The sequence below is a fragment of the Vibrio tapetis subsp. tapetis genome, assembly GCF_900233005.1.
In the GTDB taxonomy this organism is placed as follows: Bacteria; Pseudomonadota; Gammaproteobacteria; order Enterobacterales; family Vibrionaceae; genus Vibrio; species Vibrio tapetis.
This window is the reverse complement of sequence record NZ_LT960612.1, coordinates 60,432-82,324: the sequence shown is the minus strand read 5'-3', so window position 1 is coordinate 82,324 and position 21,893 is coordinate 60,432. Positions and strand designations below refer to the sequence as shown.

The 21,893-nt window shown below is 42.8% G+C and carries 15 protein-coding genes, 1 tRNA gene and 2 pseudogenes; 8 read left to right on the top strand and 10 right to left on the bottom strand.

What is annotated here, in order from left to right:
* The first annotated feature begins 2 nt into the window (after positions 1–2).
* A complete protein-coding gene (locus VTAP4600_RS17560) occupies positions 3–761 on the top strand; it encodes an SDR family oxidoreductase (protein ID WP_102524106.1) in 759 nt (252 codons plus the stop codon).
* Between the two features lie 262 nt (positions 762–1,023).
* Here the strand turns inward: VTAP4600_RS17560 and VTAP4600_RS17555 are convergent, their stop codons facing one another.
* Positions 1,024–1,983: a transposase gene (locus VTAP4600_RS17555; protein ID WP_172443168.1), complete on the bottom strand. Its 960-nt coding sequence runs from the start codon at positions 1,981–1,983 to the stop codon at positions 1,024–1,026.
* 215 nt (positions 1,984–2,198) lie between these two features.
* On the opposite strand from VTAP4600_RS17555, the gene VTAP4600_RS25990 reads away from it, so the two are divergent.
* Positions 2,199–2,372 carry a hypothetical protein gene (locus tag VTAP4600_RS25990; protein ID WP_172443167.1) on the top strand — a complete coding sequence of 58 codons (174 nt, stop codon included), beginning with the start codon at positions 2,199–2,201 and terminating at the stop codon, positions 2,370–2,372.
* A gap of 161 nt (positions 2,373–2,533) precedes the next feature.
* Here VTAP4600_RS25990 and VTAP4600_RS17550 read toward each other — a convergent pair.
* Positions 2,534–2,624, bottom strand: a tRNA-Ser gene (locus tag VTAP4600_RS17550).
* Positions 2,625–2,972: 348 nt separating this feature from the next.
* Here VTAP4600_RS17550 and VTAP4600_RS17545 point away from each other — a divergent pair.
* The gene (locus VTAP4600_RS17545; protein ID WP_102524105.1) at positions 2,973–3,653 is read left to right on the top strand and encodes a MaoC family dehydratase; all 681 of its coding nucleotides are present in this window, start codon (positions 2,973–2,975) and stop codon (positions 3,651–3,653) included.
* Between the two features lie 63 nt (positions 3,654–3,716).
* Here the strand turns inward: VTAP4600_RS17545 and VTAP4600_RS17540 are convergent, their stop codons facing one another.
* Positions 3,717–4,529: a phosphate ABC transporter substrate-binding protein gene (locus tag VTAP4600_RS17540; protein ID WP_102524104.1), complete on the bottom strand. Its 813-nt coding sequence runs from the start codon at positions 4,527–4,529 to the stop codon at positions 3,717–3,719.
* Positions 4,530–4,708: 179 nt separating this feature from the next.
* Here VTAP4600_RS17540 and VTAP4600_RS17535 point away from each other — a divergent pair, with 179 nt between their 5' ends.
* On the top strand, positions 4,709–5,068 hold the full coding sequence (locus VTAP4600_RS17535) for a DUF3024 domain-containing protein (RefSeq protein WP_102524103.1): 360 nt from the start codon (positions 4,709–4,711) through the stop codon (positions 5,066–5,068).
* Between the two features lie 89 nt (positions 5,069–5,157).
* Here the strand turns inward: VTAP4600_RS17535 and VTAP4600_RS17530 are convergent, their stop codons facing one another.
* A complete protein-coding gene (locus tag VTAP4600_RS17530) occupies positions 5,158–5,991 on the bottom strand; it encodes a helix-turn-helix transcriptional regulator (RefSeq protein WP_102524102.1) in 834 nt (277 codons plus the stop codon).
* 220 nt (positions 5,992–6,211) lie between these two features.
* The gene (gene rnb / locus VTAP4600_RS17525) at positions 6,212–8,206 is read right to left on the bottom strand and encodes an exoribonuclease II (RefSeq protein ID WP_102525430.1); all 1,995 of its coding nucleotides are present in this window, start codon (positions 8,204–8,206) and stop codon (positions 6,212–6,214) included.
* Positions 8,207–8,488: 282 nt separating this feature from the next.
* On the opposite strand from rnb, the pseudogene VTAP4600_RS17520 reads away from it, so the two are divergent.
* A pseudogene (locus tag VTAP4600_RS17520) lies at positions 8,489–10,523 on the top strand (DEAD/DEAH box helicase).
* A 49-nt stretch (positions 10,524–10,572) separates the two neighbouring features.
* Here VTAP4600_RS17520 and VTAP4600_RS17515 read toward each other — a convergent pair.
* Positions 10,573–11,895, bottom strand: coding sequence for an IS4 family transposase (locus VTAP4600_RS17515; protein ID WP_012397019.1), 1,323 nt, complete (start codon positions 11,893–11,895; stop codon positions 10,573–10,575).
* Between the two features lie 436 nt (positions 11,896–12,331).
* Positions 12,332–13,984 (bottom strand): methyl-accepting chemotaxis protein, encoded by a 1,653-nt coding sequence (locus VTAP4600_RS17510; RefSeq protein ID WP_102524100.1) that lies wholly within the window; start codon positions 13,982–13,984, stop codon positions 12,332–12,334.
* Between the two features lie 787 nt (positions 13,985–14,771).
* On the opposite strand from VTAP4600_RS17510, the gene VTAP4600_RS17505 reads away from it, so the two are divergent.
* Positions 14,772–14,963 (top strand): hypothetical protein, encoded by a 192-nt coding sequence (locus VTAP4600_RS17505; RefSeq protein WP_102524099.1) that lies wholly within the window; start codon positions 14,772–14,774, stop codon positions 14,961–14,963.
* A gap of 352 nt (positions 14,964–15,315) precedes the next feature.
* Positions 15,316–16,263, top strand: coding sequence for a TerC/Alx family metal homeostasis membrane protein (locus VTAP4600_RS17500; RefSeq protein WP_102524098.1), 948 nt, complete (start codon positions 15,316–15,318; stop codon positions 16,261–16,263).
* Positions 16,264–16,394: 131 nt separating this feature from the next.
* Here the strand turns inward: VTAP4600_RS17500 and VTAP4600_RS17495 are convergent, their stop codons facing one another.
* The 3 genes from VTAP4600_RS17495 to yccS all read right to left on the bottom strand — a co-directional run bounded on the left by VTAP4600_RS17495 (position 16,395) and on the right by yccS (position 19,590).
* On the bottom strand, positions 16,395–16,889 hold the full coding sequence (locus VTAP4600_RS17495) for a hypothetical protein (protein ID WP_102524097.1): 495 nt from the start codon (positions 16,887–16,889) through the stop codon (positions 16,395–16,397).
* A 119-nt stretch (positions 16,890–17,008) separates the two neighbouring features.
* Entirely contained in the window at positions 17,009–17,233 is a 225-nt protein-coding gene (locus tag VTAP4600_RS17490; RefSeq protein WP_102524096.1) for a sigma-70 family RNA polymerase sigma factor, read from the bottom strand.
* Between the two features lie 188 nt (positions 17,234–17,421).
* Positions 17,422–19,590, bottom strand: coding sequence for a YccS family putative transporter (yccS, locus tag VTAP4600_RS17485; protein ID WP_102524095.1), 2,169 nt, complete (start codon positions 19,588–19,590; stop codon positions 17,422–17,424).
* Between the two features lie 221 nt (positions 19,591–19,811).
* Here yccS and helD point away from each other — a divergent pair.
* A pseudogene (gene helD / locus VTAP4600_RS17475) lies at positions 19,812–21,872 on the top strand (DNA helicase IV); the annotation flags it as partial.
* Positions 21,873–21,893: the final 21 nt, after the last annotated feature.

Below are 21,893 nucleotides of genomic sequence, written 5' to 3'. Positions count from 1 at the left end.
GAATGAACCTTAAAGAGAGTGTGATTGCTATTACTGGAGCAGGGCAAGGCTTAGGGCAAATGATGGCGATAACGCTCGCTCAATCTGGAGCCGAATTAGCACTATTGGATGTGAACCACCAAGCGCTGAAACAAACACAAGACCAGTGCCATATGCTTGGGGTTAAAGCGCTAACTTATGAGGTTGATGTTACCAACGAACAAGACGTTGTGACTGTGTTTGACACCATTAGCCAAGACTTTGGGCAGCTCGATGGGCTAATCAATAACGCAGGAATACTTCGTGATGGCTTGTTAGTAAAAGTGAAAGACGGTGAGATGACTAAAATGTCTCTTGAACAGTTCAATTCTGTAATCAACGTCAACCTTACCGGTACATTCTTATGTGGAAGAGAAGCCGCGGCGCAAATGATAAATACCCAGCGTAAAGGAGTCATCATCAATATATCGAGTGTGGCGAGAGAAGGAAATATTGGGCAAACCAATTATGCGGCTTCTAAAGCGGCCGTTGCAACGATGGCGCAAGGTTGGGCGAAAGAACTGGCACGCTATGGCATCAGATCCACTGCCATCGCTCCTGGCATTGTTCAAACCTCTATGGCCGAACAACTTAAACCCGAAGCCATAGAAAGGCTTAACAAGATGGTGCCAGTGGGTCGAATTGGCGCTCCAGCAGAAATAGCTCAGGCCGCTAAATTCATCTTTGAAAATGACTATTTCAATGGAAGAGTGTTAGAGGTAGACGGTGGACTTAGAATGTAATCTTCACAAGGTACTAAGGGGACAGGCACCTTAGCAGATGGCTATTTTAAATAGACACACACGAAAGAAGACGCACCAAATGAAGTCACTACGTGAGTAATGTAAGCTATTTCTTTTAGATATCGTAAGGAAGTAGGTTCAGAAAGATATATGGAATAGTTGTTGTTAATTAAAGATCGTTGTCATTTTGAATTTGAACCAAGCGCAACTAACCAACTGAGTGTCGGTCTTGGATACTGCGTTATGAAGAGTGAGTCGTTGTCTATTCGAGTGGATAATAGTGAACTCGTGACTTATCTAAAGCGATTTTTGCTTGCGCTAGGCTGCTTGGTGAGCCTATGGCTGTGGAGCGTTTTTTTTCGAGTGAAGTACACACTTCTAGCCAGCTATTTTGGTTAAAGTTAAGCCTTTCTAAAATGGGTGGTAGATGTCCAGCTATTGATGCTTTTCCTTCTCGAAATTGTCTGGCTGTCCAATCGACTAATTCGATGTAATCCATTAATCGAAAGGGGATTCCGTCGATTAATTGATTAGTTGAATTACCTATGAACGGGTGTAAGCAAGGTGCGGTTTCAAGATGTTCGTTAAGAGCTTTAAGCCTTGCTTTTATAGAGGTAAAGTCAGATTGTTCTGGGGAAGGTGCGATACCTACTCGAACAGGGTTTAAATCCACATACGCCATGGCAGCAGCTAAGGCTTTTTCATCCAGCAGTGCTTGGCTTTTGAAGCGACTTTCCCAAAAGTGCCCTGAACACTGATCTTCTTCATTTGCTTTACAGGCAATCTCGTAGTTGAGCTCTTTCATGAACCAGCTTAGAGACCATAACCTCTCTCGCCATACTTCGATAATTTCTAAACATTTGTCTTCTTCTGCTTGGCTCTTTAACTGTTTGTTCAGCCAGCGCTGAACCAGCACAGGCAGTTTATGATTATAGCTCCAGCGTTCAATGACTTCAGCGAGGGATAACTTCAAAGCTTTGTCACGATTGATGTGCAACACCAAGTGGTAGTGATTACTCATGACAGCGTACGCGCAAACATTGATGCAATAGGTGTGGGAGAGTGACTGTATTTTGTGCTCGATCCAGTCTCTTCGATGCTCGTAACTCTTATTGGTAATGTTATCTTCGCCACATAAAAAACTTTGCCTGACGCATCTTGAAACGCAGTGATAGTAGGGTGTTGCATCGACGGAGATGAGATGTTTTCGTGCAGTAGCCATGAAATTTTCCAGTAAGGTTTTTGCCAAGATAGCGATTACAGAAGGGAGGGGAAGTTGAATAGTTCGGGTTTGGAGGCGAGCTGACGTAAACTCAGGCGATTAGTCATACTATTTGGTGTGTGTCCGCTTAGGAGGAGGGGGGATTGGTGTTCACGTTTGGGCGTTAGTTTGTGTAATATGTAGCTTATTAGACAAATGAATGTGATGAGATAACTATGTCGAAGAAAGTTGTTCAATTTGAATACGAAAAAGAGACCAAGAATAGTGTTCGCTATAAGGAAGTTCCGGAGGAAGGGAGTGCGCCTATCGTAGGGTCACTGTATGTCCAGAAGTGGTTTGCGGGTAACAGTAAGTCGATTGAAATTACGATCGAGAAAAAAGATCAGTAACTGACATTAGATCTACTATCACTGATTGCCAATATAGTAGATCTTACCTCGCTGCACGCATCGTTTAAAACTGGTGAACTCAGAACAGATCCGTTCTTGCAATCTTTGCCTCAAATTCAAGACGAAAAAAAACCGCTAAATAATTAGCGGTTTCTTCGAATTGGTGGAGAGATAGGGATTTGAACCCTAGAGCCGCTACAAACGACTGCCGGTTTTCAAGACCGGTGCTTTCGACCACTCAGCCATCTCTCCGTTGTTGAAGCGCATATTATAAGTGGATCGTGTCGTTGTAAAGCAAGAATTTGCAAATAGTGTTCGTTCGAGCGTTAGTTGAGCGAAATGCATGATTGGCAAACAGATTTAGTCTGATTTTTAATGTATGGTTCGTAATTTAACTGATCGCTAATTATTTAAGACACCTGCTTACTATTTAAAATGATAATAAAATAATGTTTTATTATGTAACCTATTGATATTTATTATTTATATGGCATTCGGAATACGCGTGTTCGCCCGAAAGTATTTGCCTGCATATGAGAAGTGGTTCAAAATTGTGATGTAAGGCTCTAATTAGAGAGGCTTTATTTATGAAGGTTAGATATGAAAGTCGTTGATATTCTTAAGCACAAGAGTGAATCTCTTGCGCGGAAACATCATTTTGAATTGCCGGAATTGCGCGATCTGATGAATCCTACATTAAGAGAGTACTGGAGTGAATTTGTTAATAATTCACATGCCCAGCAGATTTTCCCGTGGATCAAAGACTATCAAACACCTGCGGTAAATGAATCTAAGCCGATAATAGAGCTCAGCCCTGAAGGCGAAGCGTTGTATCTAGAACTGCAGTCTAAACTGGGTGAAGAAATACACGTGGGCGACTGGGTTATGATTGATCAAGAGCGCATTGATGCGTTTGCGAAAGTCACTGAAGATATGCAGTGGATTCACACCGACCCAGAACGAGCAGAGCAAGAGTCGCCGTTCAAAACACCAATAGCGCACGGTTTTTTGACGTTATCGATGCTGCCAAAGCTGACCGATAGCGTCGATCCAGAGAAACCTCAGTTTCCGACGGCAAAAATGACCGTCAATATCGGACTCAATCATGTACGTTTTCCTTACCCTGTGAAAGCCGGCAGCCAGATCAGAGCAAGAAGTAAGTTATTGAAGGTAACTCCGGTTCCAAAGGGCTTAGAAGTCGAGCGTGAAATTAAAGTTGAAATCGATGGCGTGCGCAGACCAGGCTGTATTGCCGTATCGGTCATTCGTCTGGTTATCTAACGAGTCGAATTTATTAGATTAAAAAAAGGAGCTGATATCAGCTCCTTTTTTGTTGATGAAGGTTTATTTTTTGATTGGGGTATAACCGTAATCTTGAATAATATTTTGTCCTTCATCAGAAGTGATATAGCTGACAAACTGCTGACCACTTTTCGTTAAGTCTTCTTGGTGATAAATGATGAGAAAAGGACGAGCCAACTCATATTTGTTGTTAGAAATATTTGCGGAAGTGGGTTTTACATTCTCAAAAGAGATAAGGCGAACAGACTGATCAACCGACCCTAAAGAGACGAAACCAATGGCTTGCGGGTTATGATTAACAATGGTCTTTACCATGCTGTTGCTGTTTACGACCAAGTTCTCAGGGTTAATATTGGATACCAAACGGTTATTAACAATTTTAGTCAGCCCTAACAAGCTCTCAAAGCTATAACGTGATCCTGATGACCCTTCACGAGTCACAACGGCAATCGTCCTGTCTTCTCCACCCACGTCTTTCCAGTTTTTGACTTTACCTAAATAGATGTTGGTCAGTTGCTCACGAGACAGATTGCTGATTGGGTTTGATTTGTTGATTACAACAGCCAAGCCATCAAATGCGATCGGTTTAACGATCATATCTTTGTTAAATTCAGCTTCAGTTAGGTAGCGAGAGCTCATACCAAGCTCACTGACACCTTTATTTACCATCGTAATGCCTGCGGTAGAGCCAATCCCTTGAACCGCAATGTAGGTCTCTGGGTGCGTGTTGTTGAACTGCTCAGCAAGTACATCCATTATGCGGCTTACTGAGGTTGATCCAGAAATATTTACTTCCTTGGCCGTTGTTGAAAAGGCGAGCACAGAAAGTAGAGCAGCTAACGCAACTCGAGACATAGGTAAAACTCCATTATTAGTAATTGCCGCCTATCTTATGTCGTAATGATGACAGTTTTGTGAAACTCGTTAACGGTCTGTTTTATGATTGCGATCTGATTATTTGGCGAACTTACGGGATAGCTTGAGCATTCCGTATTATAGTTATTGTCATCAATACGGAAGTGGGGGACGAAGCGATGCTGGTTTGTGATGTTGATCGCCAACGTTTAGAAAAATTGGCTCATCGATTATGCGTTCAAAGAAACCAAGGTCTACCTATTGAGCACGGTAAGGCTTCTTTTCAAGTGATTGAGTCTGGCGTTGTGTTTAGTAAAGCATTTTTTAAACTGGATTCAGTCAGTGCAGACTATTCGATTCAGGTTGCTAAACTGGAATTTGACCCTGAAACTGCGCTTTGGAAATTGTATGTCAACGAAAGAGAAGAAGAGAGTTTGGTTAAATTATGGCAACCACACCCTTTATTGGCATTCGACAAAGACATTTCGAAGCTGATTTCAGTGGTAGAAAGCGACCGTGATAACAGTATTTGGTATTGAGCCTGAGAGTACCTTAGATACAAAAACAGGAGGCATTTTGCCTCCTGTTTTTATTTGAATTGAAAGTAAGAATTTGAATTCAAAGAAAGCTAAACCGCTAAATGACGCAGTTCTTCTCTGTTCCAGTTAATACGAGAACGGAACTCTTTCGGAGTAATACCTTGGACGCTTTTAAATGCCGTACTGAAATGTGCTGCACTCTTGAAGCCACTTTGAAAAGCGATATCACAAATAGATTCATGAGAAGCACGAAGCTGGTTTGCAGCATAATTAATGCGTTTTTCTTTTAAAAGGTTAGAAAACGATAGGCTTTCTGCAGATAGCCTACGTTTCAGGGTAGCTGGCGACATACCTAGAGTACGAGAGACCCCTTCGAGGGAGATTTCGTTCCGAATGTTTTGCTCAATATATTGGATAACGCGTTGGCTTACTTTTAACTCAAATGAATTATGAATCAAACGGCGTAAACCCGGGTAAGTACAGAGCATCTCGCTTACGAGAGATTTTGCCAAGAATGTCATTGTTTCTTGGTTCGGAGCTTCACCATTGTCGAGAGCCGAAATAAGAAGGTCGAGTACAGAATGGGCGACGCTGTTGGTGTAATCCAATTTTGCGAAACCATTTTCGCTCTCTCCAAATACATACTCTTGATTGCCGGCTTTTACCCCTTGCAAAAGAGACGTATCAAGGTGAATACCTATGGCTTGAAATTCTTCTTCACTGCTAGTGGTTTCGACTTCAGTAAGCATCGAAATATCAAGAAGCGTAAACTCACCTTCATTCAGTTGCCCGATCACGCCATCAGGGAACTGAAAAGAAGCACTGCCTTTCTGCACATAAAATACTACAGGGCTAGTCGAGTGATACTTGTCACGATTACGTTGGTAAAAATGTGAAAATCGTTGAAGGGTTACATTCGGCATAGTGCATCTCGAAATTTAGTGGACATAACGTTAATTATTTAGATTACTTCGATTAAAGCAAGTAAAGATGCAACGAATTATGACTGATACCAACTAATGAGACAAGTTTATCAGAGTTGCTTAACTTATTGATAGATGTGTAGATTTAGAATTGTGGTAGAGGGCATTAGGCTGAACTAGACAGCGAGTACAGAACCCTGTACTCGCTAATAAGCTGTTTTTACTCGGAAATCTCTTCTTTAGTTATTGGCTCAGGAAATATCTTAGTTGGCTTAGCAACCAGGTTTCTGTTCTCAAGGTTTACGTCGATTAGGCATACTTGAAGTGTGTCACCAAGTTGCCATTCGATGTTGCCGTCTACTGAGATCTGGCCTTTTTCACCGTTGCATTCAATACGCTCGCGGTTATCCATGATTTGAGAGCTTGGCACAAATGCCGCTGCCCCGTTTTCAATGAGACGCACACGAGCGCCAGCGCGGTTCACATCAAAAATTTCAGCGTCGTAGACGGTTTCATTTTTAGGTGAATCAACAAGTGTACGCGCATATAACCAGTTACCGACATTACGTTCAGCCATGTTGTGGTGCTTGCGATGCAGCGCCAGTTCTTCTCCCACGGTTTCATCCGGAGTTTGCTCTGGCTCTTTATCTAAGATCAGCGCTTTTAACATACGATGGTTGATCATGTCGCCGTATTTACGAATAGGTGACGTCCACGTTGCGTAGATATCTAAACCCATAGCGAAGTGTGCTAGTGGCTGGTTGCCAATTTCACTGTAGGCTTGGAACTTACGCATACGGTTGTCTAAATAAGGCGTGTCTTGTTCAGACAACCAGCGGCGCAATGCGCTGAATCCTTCAAGGGTCGCTAGGCTTTCTTGAGTGAAAGGTTTGTCACCGTCGGGGTTCACAAGCTCGAGTGCATCTTTGATCTTGTCTTCTTTTAGACCTGAGTGGGTATTAAAGACACCCATTGCAAATTTTTCTTTAAGCGCTTTACCTGCACAGATGTTTGCCGTGATCATTGACTCTTCGACAAGTCGATTAGAGGTTCGGCGCATATCAGCGTGAATGGCCACCACGTCGTTGTCTTCGCTTAATTCGAAGCGATAGTCAGGTCGGTCTGGGAACACAACGGCGTTGTTTTTACGCCATGTTGCACGGGCTTTGGAAAATTCGTAAAGATCTTGAACGACGTTGCCAATTTCTGCACTTGGTGACCACTCACTGCTTTCGCCCGTTTCTAACCAATCAGAAACCGGGTCATAGGCTAACCGAGCATGAGACTTGATATTCGCGGCGAAGAAGTGGATGTCGTTCCCGATCACGCCGTCACTGCTAACTGTTACTTTGCAACATAGGGCAGGGCGCAGTTCATTTTCGATAAGTGAACACAAATTGTCGGCTAGATCTCTTGGTAGCATTGGGATATTGCGACCCGGCAAGTAGATAGTGAAGCCGCGTTGTCGTGCCACTTTGTCCATATCTGACTCAACAGAGATATAAGCTGTTGGATCGGCAATTGCGATGGTTAGCTCAAAATCACCGGAAGGCAGCTTTTTCGCATGGAGTGCATCGTCCATATCTTTGGTCGATGCTCCATCAATGGTAACGAAAGGCGTTTCAGTCATGTCGACACGCTCTAAGTCGGCGTCATCGTTTAGTTGCCAATTGTCGATACCCTCAGGTTCTGAATTAGGTAAATCGTTTTGCGCTAGAGTCACCCACCACGGCGCAATTTTGTCGTTTGCGTCGGTGATTTTTTCTGAGATCTCGACAAAGAAGTCTTTATCACCATTTAGGGGGTGCTGAGTAAGATGAGCGACGACCCAATCACCTTCTTCAAGTAATTCAGGGTTTAATCCTTTTCTTGCTTTGGCTTTTAAAGACAGCTTTTTGAGTTGAGGATGATCGGGCGTTACGTTGAGGCGGCCCTTGAACATCTTCACTCGGCCGATGAATCGATTTAAGCCTTGCTCTATTAATTTGTCTGGTTCGGCGACTTCTTTGTCTTTCTCTGTGCGTATGATGGCTTCGACTTTATCGCCGTGCATGCATTTTTTCATATAAGGAGGCGGAATGAAAAAAGAGTGCTTGCTGTCTACTTCTAGAAAGCCAAAACCTTTCTCGGTCGCTTTTATCGTACCCTCTTTTGTTTTAAGGGTTTGTTTGATTTGTTGCTTGAGCTGAGCTAATAAAGGATTATCTTGAAACATCATATTCGGTCGTTGAGAATGGGCTGCATCACTATAATGCTAGAAGGACATCAATGCTAGCCAAAGTGATCATTATGCAACCATATAAAATGAGACGTGACGTAGCTTGCAGAGCGATTCTTATGCAAAATGACCTTTTTATGACCTGAAATGGAAAAAAATCCCCAAAATTGTGATGAAATTCAATTTTTTCTAGCTTTTCTTATGCTTTTAGGGCAGAATCCTGCTCCCTTGATATGTCCCAAGCGGCTTTGATGCGTTTTTTTACTTTTCCGCATTTGAATGGAATCAGTACTCGATATTGGATTGGTATTGGAAGTGGTAGAGCACGTGGGACCTTTTGTTTACTTAGATATATAGTGGGATCCCAATGTCCGAATCTGTAATTCAATTTAATGAATTAGCCCTTAACGAAAACATCCTTTCAGCTCTTGATAGCATGGGTTTCGTTTCACCAACTCCAATTCAAGCAGCAGCTATTCCTTTGCTTCTAGAAGGCAGAGATGCGTTAGGTAAAGCGCAAACAGGTACTGGTAAAACAGCAGCGTTTTCTCTTCCTCTGCTGAACAAAATTGATCTGAACCAACACAAACCTCAAGCAATCATCATGGCGCCAACTCGTGAGCTTGCTATTCAAGTTGCTGCAGAAATCAAAAACCTTGGTCGTGACGTTAAAGGCCTTAAAGTTTTAGAAATCTACGGTGGTGCATCTATCGTTGATCAAATGCGCGCTCTAAGCCGTGGTGCTCACATTGTTGTTGGTACTCCTGGTCGTGTTAAAGATCTTCTAACTCGTGAACGCCTACACCTAGACCAAGCTCATACGTTTGTTCTAGATGAAGCAGATGAAATGCTTAAAATGGGTTTTGTAGACGACGTTACTTGGATTCTTGAGAAAGCGCCAGAATCTGCACAACGTGTATTGTTCTCTGCAACTATGCCTCCAATGGTTAAGACTATTGTTGACCGTTACCTACGTAACCCTGCTCGCGTTGACGTTGCTGGTACTAACCACACTGTTGATAAAGTAGCGCAAAACTACTGGGTAGTGAAAGGCGTAGAAAAAGACGAAGCAATGTCTCGTCTACTTGAAACTGAAGAAACTGATGCATCAATCGTGTTCGTTCGTACTCGTCAAGATACTGAGCGCCTAGCTGATTGGTTATCTGCTCGTGGCTTTAAAGCTGCTGCACTGCACGGTGATATTCCTCAGTCTATCCGTGAGCGTACTGTTGACAACATCAAACAAGGTGTTATCGACATCCTAGTAGCAACTGATGTTGTTGCGCGTGGTCTTGATGTTCCACGAATCACTCACGTATTTAACTACGACATCCCATTCGATGTTGAGTCTTACATTCACCGTATTGGTCGTACTGGCCGTGCTGGACGTAAAGGTAAAGCGATTCTTCTTGTTCGCACTAACCAAATCCGTATGCTACGTACTATCGAGCGTGTTACTAAATCACAAATGGAAGAAATTGAACTTCCAGCACGTGATCAAGTAGCTGAGGCACGTCTAGTTAAACTAGGTGCTGAGCTAGAAGCAGATAAAGAACACAAAGCACTAGAAAGTTTTGTAGAGCTTATCGAGAAGCTTCAAACGAACTTAGAAATCGATGCAACTACTCTTGCTGCAATGCTTCTTAAGCGTCAACAAGGCAAGCGTCCTTTGTTCTACGAAGGTCCAGACCCAATGATCGAAGCAATCGAGCGTGATAAGAAGCGTCGTAAAGAGCGTCGTGATAATCCACGTGACAGCCGTGATGGCGGTCGTGATGGCGGTCGTGATGGTGGCCGTAGCTACGGTGGCAACACTGCTGATTGGGCTACTTACCAGCTACAAGTTGGTCGTGAGCAAGGCGTCCAAGTTAAAGACATCGTTGGCGCTCTAGCGAACGAGCTTGGCCTAACTAAAGGTTCTATTGGTGCAATCAAACTGGCTCAAGGCCACACGTTTGTACAGCTTCCAAAAACAATGAACTCTGAAGTAACTGGCAAGCTAAGCAAGCTACGTATTCGTCAGAAAGAAGTTGGCGCTGTAGTATGTGACTTTGATGACTTCCGCGAATCTCGTGGTGGCCGTCGTGACGGTGGCCCTCGTGGCGGAAACCGTGACGGTGCTCGTCAAGGCCATCGTGGTCAACGTGACGGCAACCGTGAAGGTGGCGGTTACCGTGGCAACCGTGAAGGCGGTCGTGGTTCTCGCGATGGCGGCGGTAATCGTGAAGGCGGCGAGCGTCGTTTCGATCGCAACCGTGGTGGTGATCACCGTGGTAGCCATCGTGGTGAGCGTTCTCCACGTAGCGAAGGCTAATTCAGAATTCTGAATAATAAAAACCGAGCTTAGGCTTAATGCCACTCGCTTAAGAGCGAGTGGCATGTTTATTGGGGTATCGGGCTGGCTTTTTTAAAACCGCTCTGGGGTATGGTTTCCTTTTCCGTTTCTTGGGGAGAATAAGCCGCTTCCCATTGTCCCTGAGAGCTTTTAAGTTTTTTGGTATCGCTCCTGGACTTCGAGTGTCGCTCGCCCAAATCATCTCATCCATAATCAAAAATAAGGCATTAATGAAGCTGATCCGTAGAGGCTCAACTTCATGTTGTTTAGCCATCTCAGCCATTTCCAGCCTCACGATGTTATAGCTGGTTAATATTCCCCATAGCTCCTGATATATCCCGACTTTTTTCTTACTTCGTAATGTTGGTTTGTTTTGTAACTGATACTGCTTTAGTTCGCCGTAACTGCGTTCGATTTCCCAACGCTCCCAATACACTTTAACTAAGTCATCAAACAGATAGCGCTCAGGGCATAAGCACGAAGTAATGAAGCCTTTGATTTCACCTTTAGGGGTTGGAATTAGAATAAGGCGTGCTTGCCATCTCTTGCCAAGATAGGGAGTCTGCTTTTGAGCTTGTGGTGAAACAGGCATCTCAATGAGATGATCATAATCAGTATAACTCTCGATTATGTCATAGCGCATTTTGGTTTTGATTGGTGTTAACCAGTGGCTGTTACTGCTAGCACCCTGCCAGCTGGTAAATAACTCCGCAGAAGTGAACCCTCTATCAAAAAGTGTTAATGAGTCATCTGGTGCTGACCCCACAAGTTGTTGGGCATATGATATTTCACTGTTTGTTACTGGTCCAAAAGCAGCATCGGACACAAGGTGGCTACGTGTAGACATTAATGTTACTGCCAACACGCTTGGAAATGATGCACCTTTTTGAGCAAACCCAAAATGCTGATTTTCTTCGGTATTGTGAGTTTTGAAATACGTTCCATCGACACTAAGAAGCTTTAAGCCACAAACTTCGTCAAAGTCTGATTGTTGCTCCCACTGTTGGGCTGTAGTTTTAAATAAGTAACGCATAGGTTTATCGCCGAGGCGTTCTTTCCCCTTGATAATACTGCTTGTTGCCATAGGTGTGAGTTCACCATCTACATCAGGGAATGCTAACTCCAACTTGTCGCAGACATCTTGAATGGAGCGATTACGTTGGAGCCCAATCCCTAATACTAACCAAACAGCTTGCTCTGCGGGGAGGCGTCGCTTTCTGAGCGATACTCGTCCAGTTTGTTGAACAGCTTCTTCAACCCATTCCCAAGGAATGTGTTTATTAAACACATCGATTGGACGTTCGTGGCAAAACTCTGCGGTAACCTGTAACTCTTTTGAAAACTCAGACATAAAAAATCGGCCGTAACTTACGTTACGACCGATTATGAGGCCTCTGGAGGATCGTTCAAGTAGCTAAACGATCGGCATTAAGCTTAGGCTCGGTTTTTTTGTATCTAGAATAAGAACGATTATTTGTTTAAGAAAATGAGGCCTTCACAAGGCCGATCATTTAGTTGAAATGAATAGCCATGTGAGTTCGTTTCGGTGAATGAGATTTTATAACCAGATAACGTAATTAAATGTTGTTTGTTTTCAGAAGGTGCTAAAAGTCAAAATGTGGCCGTTATGCAAGACTGGGCAAGGCCGAGCCGAATGCGTTTTTTGCGATAGAGCTTGCCGTTCGTAAAATGAAGGTATTACTTGGTTCAGGTTAAATCAGCACAGGTTACAGCCCTCTTGGTAGAAGGCTGTCGTGATTTTAAATCTAAAAACAAATCTCGATAGACTAAATCTTAAACTTGTTAACTAAGCCATTGAGTTGCTGCGCCATGTTGCTAAGTTGTTCACTCGATTGCGCGGTGTGGTGAGTGCCAGATTGGGTTTGTTCCGTCACCGCTGAAATGCTACTGACACTATGACTGATACTGGATATTTGCTGTTGCTGTTGCTCCGTAGAGTCAACAATATCGCCGGCCACTTCGTTCAGTGAGTTGACAGAAGACTTAATACTTTCAAGAGCCTGTCCACAACGTGTTGCGCTGGTGATGCCGATTTCTGTTTTTTCTTCGCATGCTTTCATGCTGAGCACTGTTTGATGAACGCCTTCTTGCAGCTCGGTAATAATGGTTTGAATGTTACCCGTAGACTCCTGTGTACGCTGTGCAAGCGTTCTAACCTCATCTGCCACAACAGCAAAGCCTCTTCCCTGTTCACCCGCTCTAGCCGCTTCTATCGCTGCATTTAATGCTAAGAGGTTCGTTTGGTCAGCAATGTGTTTGATGACATCAAGAATATTGCCTATTTGCTGAGAAGATGAATCCAGTTTATCGGCAACACTCACGGCATCTTTTACATGGTTAGAAACGCTTTGAATGGCTTCAATATTTTGAGCGACTTCATCGTGCCCATCCGACACCGTTTGGTGCGATTCGTTGGTCGCTGCGAGGGCGTACTTGGCTTTGTCTGAAACACCTGAAGATGATTTGGACAGTACATCGACCCGTTCTATTACCGACAAGGTTTGTTTTTTCTGCTCCTCGATGCCTGCTTGTATTTGATGGCTTACGCATGAGAGCTCTTCAGCTTGTGAGGCTAGGGAGTCGGTATTGCCGTGAATATTAACGACAACATCGCGAAGGTTACTATTCATTTTGTTGAATGCTTTCGCCATATGCGACAGTTCATCTCGGCCTGTATTTTTCATCGAGATGCTCAGATCTTTCTCTTCCGCTATGAGCGTCATGGTTTTTGTTATTCGCTGCAATGGCTTGGTGATGTTTTTAGCGATCACGGCTGAAACGATGAACAGGGCTAAGACAAACAGCACTGTGTACAAAGCGGTGGAAATCAGTTCCTGTTGAAAAGCGTCTTCTACGTCATCAATGTAAACACCGGTACCAACAACCCAAGGTAAGAAAGAGGCTTTACCAACAAAAGAGACCTTGTTTTGGAGCAATGTCTCTCCAGGGTTAGGCCATTGATAGGAGACAAAGCCGCTGCCCTTTAGGTTGGCAATCGTAACAAATTGCTTAAACGCATACGCGACGTAATCGGTATTACTTTTAATCATGTTTTGGCCATTAAGTTCAGGCTTAATTGGGTGCATCAACATGTTGCCATTAAGATCATTAACCCAAAGATAACCATTTTCCCCATATCGGGTAGATTGAATCTGCTGTAAGGCCAGTTTTTTAAGTTGTTCAACAGACAATTCACTACCCTGGAGCACTGGAACCGTTCTCGATTTTGTCAGATTGTCTATTTGACTGATGGTGCTCTCGACTAAGGCTTTTGCTGCTGCGTTCCGTTCTTCCAATATTTGTTCTTTGAGAGAATAGGCTGACACAACTTTAGCGCCCAAAATGAGCAAACTGGCAAACACAATAATGAAGCGTATTTTGGCTGAAACACTGAATTGATTGAGTATGCTATTAATCATAATAATTACCTTGGTAAATCACGAACTATCGTATCCATGGTTAGTTTTTTGCGAATGACTATTATTTAACTTGTGAGTAAAAGAAATCATTCAATACAGGATTGCGTGCTTATTATGTTATATATCAGTTTAAGTTATTGTATATTATAAGTTAATCTTATCTAGTCAGTGTGTAACAAATTGTTATGTTGAATGGGCGTTAAGACAGGTTAGCCGTGATTCGTGAGGCTTCTTTGCCAGGTGTAAAGTTAAAAAGAAGTGCAAACTACTCATGCAGGGTCGTGCCGTGAATAGAACTGATGACAGAAGCATTTGGATTAGTTTGATTATTAGTAAATCGTTCGTTAAAAGGGTGTATTGTTGGCACAATATGTCAGATGGTGTAAGTCGGTTGGACTAAATGTTCAAGCTATCGATTGTGCTTATAGGATGATTGCTAATTTATATGTTCGCTAAATTAATCGCGAAGTTAATATATCCTTTATCTGTAGTAACTTAGAGTTCAAGTTTGCTCTCTGATTAGTGCAAATTAAAAGTAAGAATATATTGTAATTTATTTGTTAAAGTGGAAGAGGGTTGATTGTATTATTTGAAACATTATGCGGAATAAATGCACAATATTGAATTTAAATGCATGAAAAGTGATGCCGTGAAATGGGCCTTTGTTAATGACTTGTATCATTAGGATAACTAATGCGAATAAAGAAGATTTGTCATTATTTAATCACATGAAAAATGCCTATTATTGCTTCAACGAAAATAATAAACCCAATTTTGTGAGGCAATCATGGCACAGGTAATGCAAATCAACACTATCGCAGTTCCAGCGTCAATGGATAAGAAAACTTATTCAGTAAATTTCAAAGGATTGATTGCTCATCTACTCGATATCTTGTTTGTATCTAGTGAACCAGAGCAAAACTATAACGCTAGTGATCTTTCATCACACATGCAGCGTGATATCGGTATTTACCGTTAGAAACGAACAGTTGAGAGCCCTGCCATTTGGCGGGGCTTTTTTTTGCCTATAAGATTCTGAGTCGACGGTTTTTTTGAATGTATGATGGGATTTTTACGAGTAATCGTAAAATATAGATAGACTCAATGGATCTTTGAGAATAACATCGGCTTGTTTTGGGGAGTAGTTGATGAGAATTTGCATATCGTCATCCCGTTAAGCTTTAGGCTTATCCGGTATGCAAAGGTGGAAACACCTTAACGAGACCAACGCATCTGAGCTTGTTTGATCGAATGTTTAGTACATTGATCTGCGAGGTTTTTTGTATGCGGAAGGTCCCCCTAAATGAGATCTTCCGTGCTGAGGAAGATTTATGAGTCCCTTCACTTATTATGGCTTCGGCCTGTTCACAATGCTTCTTGTTGCTCTTGATATTTGGCAAACAAGAGGCGGTAAAATTAGCGTTAAAAAAGCCGCAATTTGGAGTGGGGTATGGGTCGCGATAGCATTCGCATTTGCCATATCTATCTTCTATTTCTGGGAATTTTATTCGCCAGATAGTGACTATAGCGCTAAGCAAGCGACGACAGCATTCCTAACAGGCTATCTACTAGAGAAATCCCTGAGTGTTGATAACTTGTTTGTGTTTACCATCATATTCCATCAGTACATGGTACCAGACGATTTGCGACCGAGAGCGTTACTATGGGGAGTCATCGGCGCTTTAGTATTACGCACAGTAATGATTGTTATTGGAGCGAAAATACTAATGAATTTCCATTGGGTGTTGTATGTCTTTGCCGCTTTCCTGATCTGGACCGGTATTCAACTATTTAAGCCAGAGAAAGAAGATCATGGAATTAGCCCATTACCCGAGCGTTGGCTCAGACGTGTATCCAGAGTGAGTGATGGTTACGAAGGTCATAAGTTAATAGTGAAAAAAGACGGCTTGTTGTGGCTAACCCCAATGGCGATAGTCATTGCCGTGATCGCCATGATGGATGTAGTTTTTGCACTCGACTCGATTCCTGCGATCTTTGCTGTAACCAGAGAGCCGTTTTTGGTATTGGCTGCAAACGTATTTGCTCTGCTTGGGCTACGTTCTTTGTTTTTTGTACTACAAGGTATGATAGACAAGTTTGTTTACCTGAGAACGGCACTGGCGTTTATCATGGTGTTCATCGGTATTAAGATGAGCCTAGTAGAAACCGCCTGGGCGATACCAACTTGGATCTCGTTGTCTGTACTCTTGTTCGTGATGACGGTTGCGGTTATTGCTTCGCTACTAAAGAATAATGCACCAGAGAAGCTAGAAGGCTAGCTTTGAGGTATAGGCATCAGAGCAGGGGCATCAATCGCTAAGGGAATGGAATCTATGTAGAGAGCTTTCTTGGCAGCATAGACGTGCTGTCAGGAAGGCTTATTTGATGAAATTAGCAGTAAGCGAGTGAATTAGATCGAAATATCTAGCATCGTGCCGATCATATCGTTGGAACGCTGGACGACAGATGTCCCAACACGGTTATAGCTTTTGGCTTGTTCTAGCTTTACTGCAGCGTCAGTAGCCGATGCGTTTTTTTGTTGATCGTGAAGGTCTTTTTGAGTGTTAAGATCACGTTGTTCCTGTGCGGAAGGCAGGTTGTTAACTTGATTGTTATCTGCTAACTCAACGTTGGATTTCTGTTCCTGCTGTGATTGCATTTCTTCTAATCGTGCAGTTTCTTGTCGCGCTCGCTCAAGTTGAGACTCTAGACGAGACTCTAGACGAGACTCTAGACGAGACTCCTCCATTTGAGCCGATTCTATGCGTTTTTGTTCAGATCTGGTTTCTTCTAGGCGAGCTTGTTCACTTCGAGCATTAGCATTTAGCTCTTCCGTGGAACGCTTGGCCATATCCTGTGATTGGAGGATGATATTACGGCCTGACTGAATTGAGGAGACTGGCATGATATTTCTCCGTTATATCTATATATAGATTAATATTTAACCAGAGAAAGTGCAACTTTTGAACGGTATTAGCCTGAGGAAATGGATCTTTACGTATGACGAGTGTTCAGTGGAGGAAGTTAGTCCCTGAACAGGCCACTGATTATCTGTATTTCTTCATCGGTAAGAATAATTTCCGATGGTTCTTCATGTAACTTGCCTTCAATTTCACTTCTCAGTGTCAATAATTGCTGCGGCGGCAATTCTAGAATTCTCGTCATCAGTTGCTCAAATTGAAGTTTATGCATAGGATTATTCATCTCGTTAGAGTGACTAATTGGTAGAACATTCGCGCAATACGTCATAGCGAGGCTCCTTGTAAAGGTATAAGAATCGTTTGCAAGTTACTATAAGAGTACCGTTAGGCGCTTTTGTTCAATCTATGTCAAATAAATTTGAATCTGATCGATACGAGACATAGATCACGTTATGCTCCACCATGGCTTGGAGTAAAACGCGATCTATATGTTGGAGAGAATGGAGGCTGACAAAGTCAGGATTTAGCCGTTTCATTACATAATGCGAACTTACTCGCGAGCTCATGAAGTTCTGGCAGCATTCGGTAGATCAAGTGAAGTTGCTGTAATACTAATTTTACCGAATTCTCATCTTCATCTCGCCACTCACTAAGTCGTTGCTCCATTGTATTTTCTTCAATGTGCTCTAACGAGAATTCAGTGTTGTTATTCTGTAGTTGTTCGTACAGTACTTTTAAATGTTTAAAGATAACGCTATGGGCTTCTAAAACAAGTCTATGTGTCTTCTCATCTTCTATGCGGGTGCGGTGAGCACCCAACGCTGAGATATAACTCAGCAACGCGTGATTTAACGTCAAGAACCTGAAACTTTCATCGACCGCTTTTCGGTATTTCCCAGGTTCAATAAGCATATTACTGATCGACGAACTTAAGCCTGCATCTTTATTATGTGCGTCGCGTCGTGCGATTCTGTAAGCTAAGGTGTCCTTTTTACCAATGCGATATTGGCCAATGATCTGAGCCAAATAAGTTTGGTTTGCAACAACGGACTCCGCCATAACGGTGTGAAGACGTTTGGCTTGCCAGTCTGGCAAGATGTACATTACGGCAAGTACCGCTAACCCACATCCGATTAAGGTATCCGCAAGCCTAGGTAGCACCACAGCATAGCCTTCACCTTGCTGATTGAAACAGAACAGCACAAGTAAGGTGATAAATGCCGTCGCGAATCCATAGTTGTTAATTCTAAAGGCGAAAAATAAAATTCCCGACAATACAATGAGGACCAATTGGCTCTCGGCGGTGGGGAAGAATGTAAGAAGAGGAACGCCAATAAGCAGGCCAGCAAGTGTCCCAATGACTCGTGCACTGAGCTTTTGCTTTGTAGCACTGTAGTTGGGCTGGCAGACAAACAATGTTGTGAGCAAAATCCAGTAGCCGTGCTCAATATTGAAACCTTGGATGATGCCGTAACCTGCGGTTAGTGCTAATGACATCCTAATCGCATGGCGAAACAAAATCGAATCTGTATTTAAATTAGTCTTGATTCTCAGCCACATAGCCTTAGGCGTATGAGCTGACGTATCGTCTAAGATGTCGTCGTTTTCGTTTTGCTTAACATCTGGATTGCATACGTTGCTAAGCTGTTTTTCAACGGTGGCTAAGTTTTGGAAAAGGTACACCAGTTGGTTTAGCGATTGACGCCATTTCGGATTATCAAGCTCGGCTAAGTGTGTGATCGAGTCCTTTAGCTCATTTAACGCCGAGGAGCATTCTGCTTGGTGCTCATACTGAATTCCCAGATTCAAAGAGTTCGCGACAGTGCGACAGGCATTCGCTTGTACATTCATTAAATGTTTGAAGCGAAAAAGAACATCGCTATAACGGAAATTCTCTGCTAAATCTTGGTAACGATAATGGGTTGAGCTCACGCGTTCATGAATATCTTGTGCGATGAAATAGATGTTAAGAAAACGGTCACTTGGGCCATCTATGTGCCCTCGACGCGAACGTGACAACAGGGTGTTTTTGGTATCATTTAACGATGTTACTGTTGCGGCATTTAAACTGGCTTCTTTGATCCTATGAGGCTGAGGGATCAGATCCGTTACCGGGTGGAATAGCTCACTCTTGGTTTCTAGATAGTTAGCAAGTTGATTAAAAACCGTTGCCAAGCTTTGCTGAACCGGTTGCATCGGCCAGAAAATTTGCCAAATCATGGAAATTAAGTAGTACCAAGCACTCCCTAGTAAGAGCTGAATTGGTTGAGTCCATAGATCCGTGCTTTCATGCGCGCCTAACATGGTATAGATAGCGATCAGTAATGAACCAAAAGCAATACTTGCGTATCTAGGGCCGATTGCTCCCAGCATGATGAAGCCAAAAGATGAAATAAACAGCCCGACCGCAAACCAAATAGGTTTGTCGAACAGAAATTCAATTGAAAAAGCGGCGAAAGCAAAACAGCCAAAAGTAAGGACGACTGCTTTTAATCGCCCCCACAAGCTGTCGTCTGTTTCCGCTAGAGCGGCAGCAATAACTCCCAATATTAGCGGGATGATGGCAGCACTTTGCTCTAGGTACCAGCAGCTGAAAACCACACCGAGTAGAGCAATAGCAACCCTAACGCTGTAGTTGATGGTTTTGTTGGTCCAATATTTACGCAAAACGGAACGAATCGACACGTTAAATTATTCAATTTTCAAAAAACAGAGTGTAACAAAAGTCAGGCTTGAACTTCATGATTAAAAATAAAAATTTGGTCAATTGACCGATAAGTAAGCGACATTCACCGTAGATAGGTTGTTTTTGATTTTGTGGAGTGAAAAGAGTAATCGAATCGGTGACTTGTACTAGTTGAGCATAATAACTATGATGCCAATAGTTAGATTTTAAGGACCCTCCCATGCAACTTTGCGCCACCCCTTCAGCCAAGTTCTTTGTTCAGCATGAATACAATGAAGTCAGTATCGAAGCTGATAAGCTTATTTTGGCGTCAGATTTTAGTGAAGAACATATTCCTTTCTCAATTTGGAGCGGAAAAATAACGATCGAAAGAGGCGTTGTTTGGGGGAAATTAATGTTTCACGCCCACATTCATGAGGGAAAAGAAATGTGCTGGTTGGTTCAAGGCTTGCCTTGGGAATCTTGCCGCCGTTTTGTTCGTCATGCTCAAAAGTGCTATCAGACTTGGCATCATACCCAGTGTGAAAGACTCAACTCACTTCTGCCACAGTGGCACGAAGCGCTTGTCCGCTTACAAAATCAACCGGCCTTTTTGGCAACATCTCAAGTCAGCGATTGGGGACATCGAGTATCATCTGGTTTAGATGAACTGAATATATCGGTTTATGAAGCCGAGCAAATGATGCCCAAGCAGATGGAAGATATCGTGCGTTGGTTAGCGCAACCAAAAGAGCTCCAACAAACTCGTAATCAAGTCTGGCTTGAGAGTGAACGTCAATATTGGCAAGTCTTATTCGAGCAATGTGAGTCTAGCCCGCTAAATCTTGCGCAGCAGCAAGCTGTGTTAATGAACAACGACCACAATTTGATTCTTGCGGGGGCGGGTAGCGGTAAAACGAGCGTACTTAGCGCGAGAGTGTCCTATTTGTTGCAAAGTCATCAAGCTCTGCCGGAACAAATTTTACTGGTTGCATTTGGTCGTAATGCCGCTTCGGAAATGAAGCAAAGACTTGATACCAAGCTCGGAAGTGCGGCGGCGCAAGTCAGTGTTAAAACGTTCCACAGTTTAGGGCTTGATATTATAAAGCACGTTGAAAAAGAGCCAGTGTCAATTAGCCCTCTTACGACTAATGATAAAGCTAAGCAGGCTTGGTGCATTGAATGGTTAAAATATCATTGGACGGCGAACAACAACTTTAAACGATGGCAAAAACATTTATCTCAATGGCCAATCGCCTATTTAACTGGAGATGAAGAGCTTGGATCACAATCGGAGAACCCCAAGTTAATTGCTTGGCTTGAAAAACAGTTAGAGCAATTGTCTGCCTGTCAACTGAACAAAAAACAGCTACAACAGCGAATTGTTGAAAACGAAGAATATCCACGGTTAAACAGTGAACTCCAATTGACTTGGCCCTGTTATCAAGCCTGGCAGCAGATGCTAAAAGAGCAAAATCAAATTGATTTCCACACCATGATTTCTCGTGCGACCAAATACATTGAATCTGGTAAATACAAGCCTGAATGGCAATTCGTAATGGTGGATGAATATCAAGATATTTCGCCAAGTCGGTTAGCTTTGCTAGAAGCATTGTGTTTACAACCTAAATCTGACGAGCGAGCGTCGCTATACGCAGTAGGGGATGATTGGCAAGCCATCTATCGATTTGCTGGCGCAGATGTACAATTGACGACTGATTTTAGTCAGCGCTTTACCGGTGCTTCTGTGCATTATTTGGATACAACGTATCGATTTAATAGCCGAATTGGTGATGTTGCTAACACATTTATCATGCAGAATGACAACCAGTTGCATAAAGAGTTGAACAGTGCAAAGGTTATAAAACAAAAGTCAGTTTATATTTGCCCAATGACTATACTCGAAGAGTCGCTAATAAAATTAAATGATAAGGCGACAACACGGAAAGATGTGCTTTTACTAGGACGTAATCATTACCATTGTCCCTCTACAATGGATGAATGGAAGCAACGCTTCAGTAATTTGTCACTGCAGTTCATGACGTGCCATGCGAGTAAAGGCCAAGAGGCCGACTTCGTATTTATATTAAACGTTGATGAAGGGCAGTTCCCCTGTGTCGAAAGACAACTTCATTTAGATGGTGCTTTGCTGCAATCGCAAGATGATTTTCCAAATGCAGAAGAACGACGCTTGTTCTATGTTGCGCTCACGCGTGCTAAAGAAAAAGCGTGGGTTCTCTATGGTGCTCATCCATCTGGTTTTGTAGAAGAGCTACGAACAGGAGACTACCCTGTCATAAAAAATAACAGGCTAGGATCAAAC

What these genes read in the sequence shown, in the direction of transcription:
- VTAP4600_RS17540 (WP_102524104.1), bottom strand. Translation starts at nt 4,529, where the DNA reads ATGTCTCGAGTTGCGTTAGCTGCTCTACTTTCTGTGCTCGCCTTTTCA.
- VTAP4600_RS17490 (WP_102524096.1), bottom strand. Translation starts at nt 17,233, where the DNA reads ATGACGTATTGCGCGAATGTTCTACCAATTAGTCACTCTAACGAGATG.
- VTAP4600_RS17500 (WP_102524098.1), top strand. Translation starts at nt 15,316, where the DNA reads ATGAGTCCCTTCACTTATTATGGCTTCGGCCTGTTCACAATGCTTCTT.
- VTAP4600_RS17530 (WP_102524102.1), bottom strand. Translation starts at nt 5,991, where the DNA reads ATGCCGAATGTAACCCTTCAACGATTTTCACATTTTTACCAACGTAAT.
- rnb (WP_102525430.1), bottom strand. Translation starts at nt 8,206, where the DNA reads ATGTTTCAAGATAATCCTTTATTAGCTCAGCTCAAGCAACAAATCAAA.
- VTAP4600_RS17515 (WP_012397019.1), bottom strand. Translation starts at nt 11,895, where the DNA reads ATGTCTGAGTTTTCAAAAGAGTTACAGGTTACCGCAGAGTTTTGCCAC.
- VTAP4600_RS25990 (WP_172443167.1), top strand. Translation starts at nt 2,199, where the DNA reads ATGTCGAAGAAAGTTGTTCAATTTGAATACGAAAAAGAGACCAAGAAT.
- VTAP4600_RS17555 (WP_172443168.1), bottom strand. Translation starts at nt 1,983, where the DNA reads ATGGCTACTGCACGAAAACATCTCATCTCCGTCGATGCAACACCCTAC.
- VTAP4600_RS17510 (WP_102524100.1), bottom strand. Translation starts at nt 13,984, where the DNA reads ATGATTAATAGCATACTCAATCAATTCAGTGTTTCAGCCAAAATACGC.
- VTAP4600_RS17560 (WP_102524106.1), top strand. Translation starts at nt 3, where the DNA reads ATGAACCTTAAAGAGAGTGTGATTGCTATTACTGGAGCAGGGCAAGGC.
- VTAP4600_RS17545 (WP_102524105.1), top strand. Translation starts at nt 2,973, where the DNA reads ATGAAAGTCGTTGATATTCTTAAGCACAAGAGTGAATCTCTTGCGCGG.
- VTAP4600_RS17535 (WP_102524103.1), top strand. Translation starts at nt 4,709, where the DNA reads ATGCTGGTTTGTGATGTTGATCGCCAACGTTTAGAAAAATTGGCTCAT.
- VTAP4600_RS17495 (WP_102524097.1), bottom strand. Translation starts at nt 16,889, where the DNA reads ATGCCAGTCTCCTCAATTCAGTCAGGCCGTAATATCATCCTCCAATCA.
- VTAP4600_RS17505 (WP_102524099.1), top strand. Translation starts at nt 14,772, where the DNA reads ATGGCACAGGTAATGCAAATCAACACTATCGCAGTTCCAGCGTCAATG.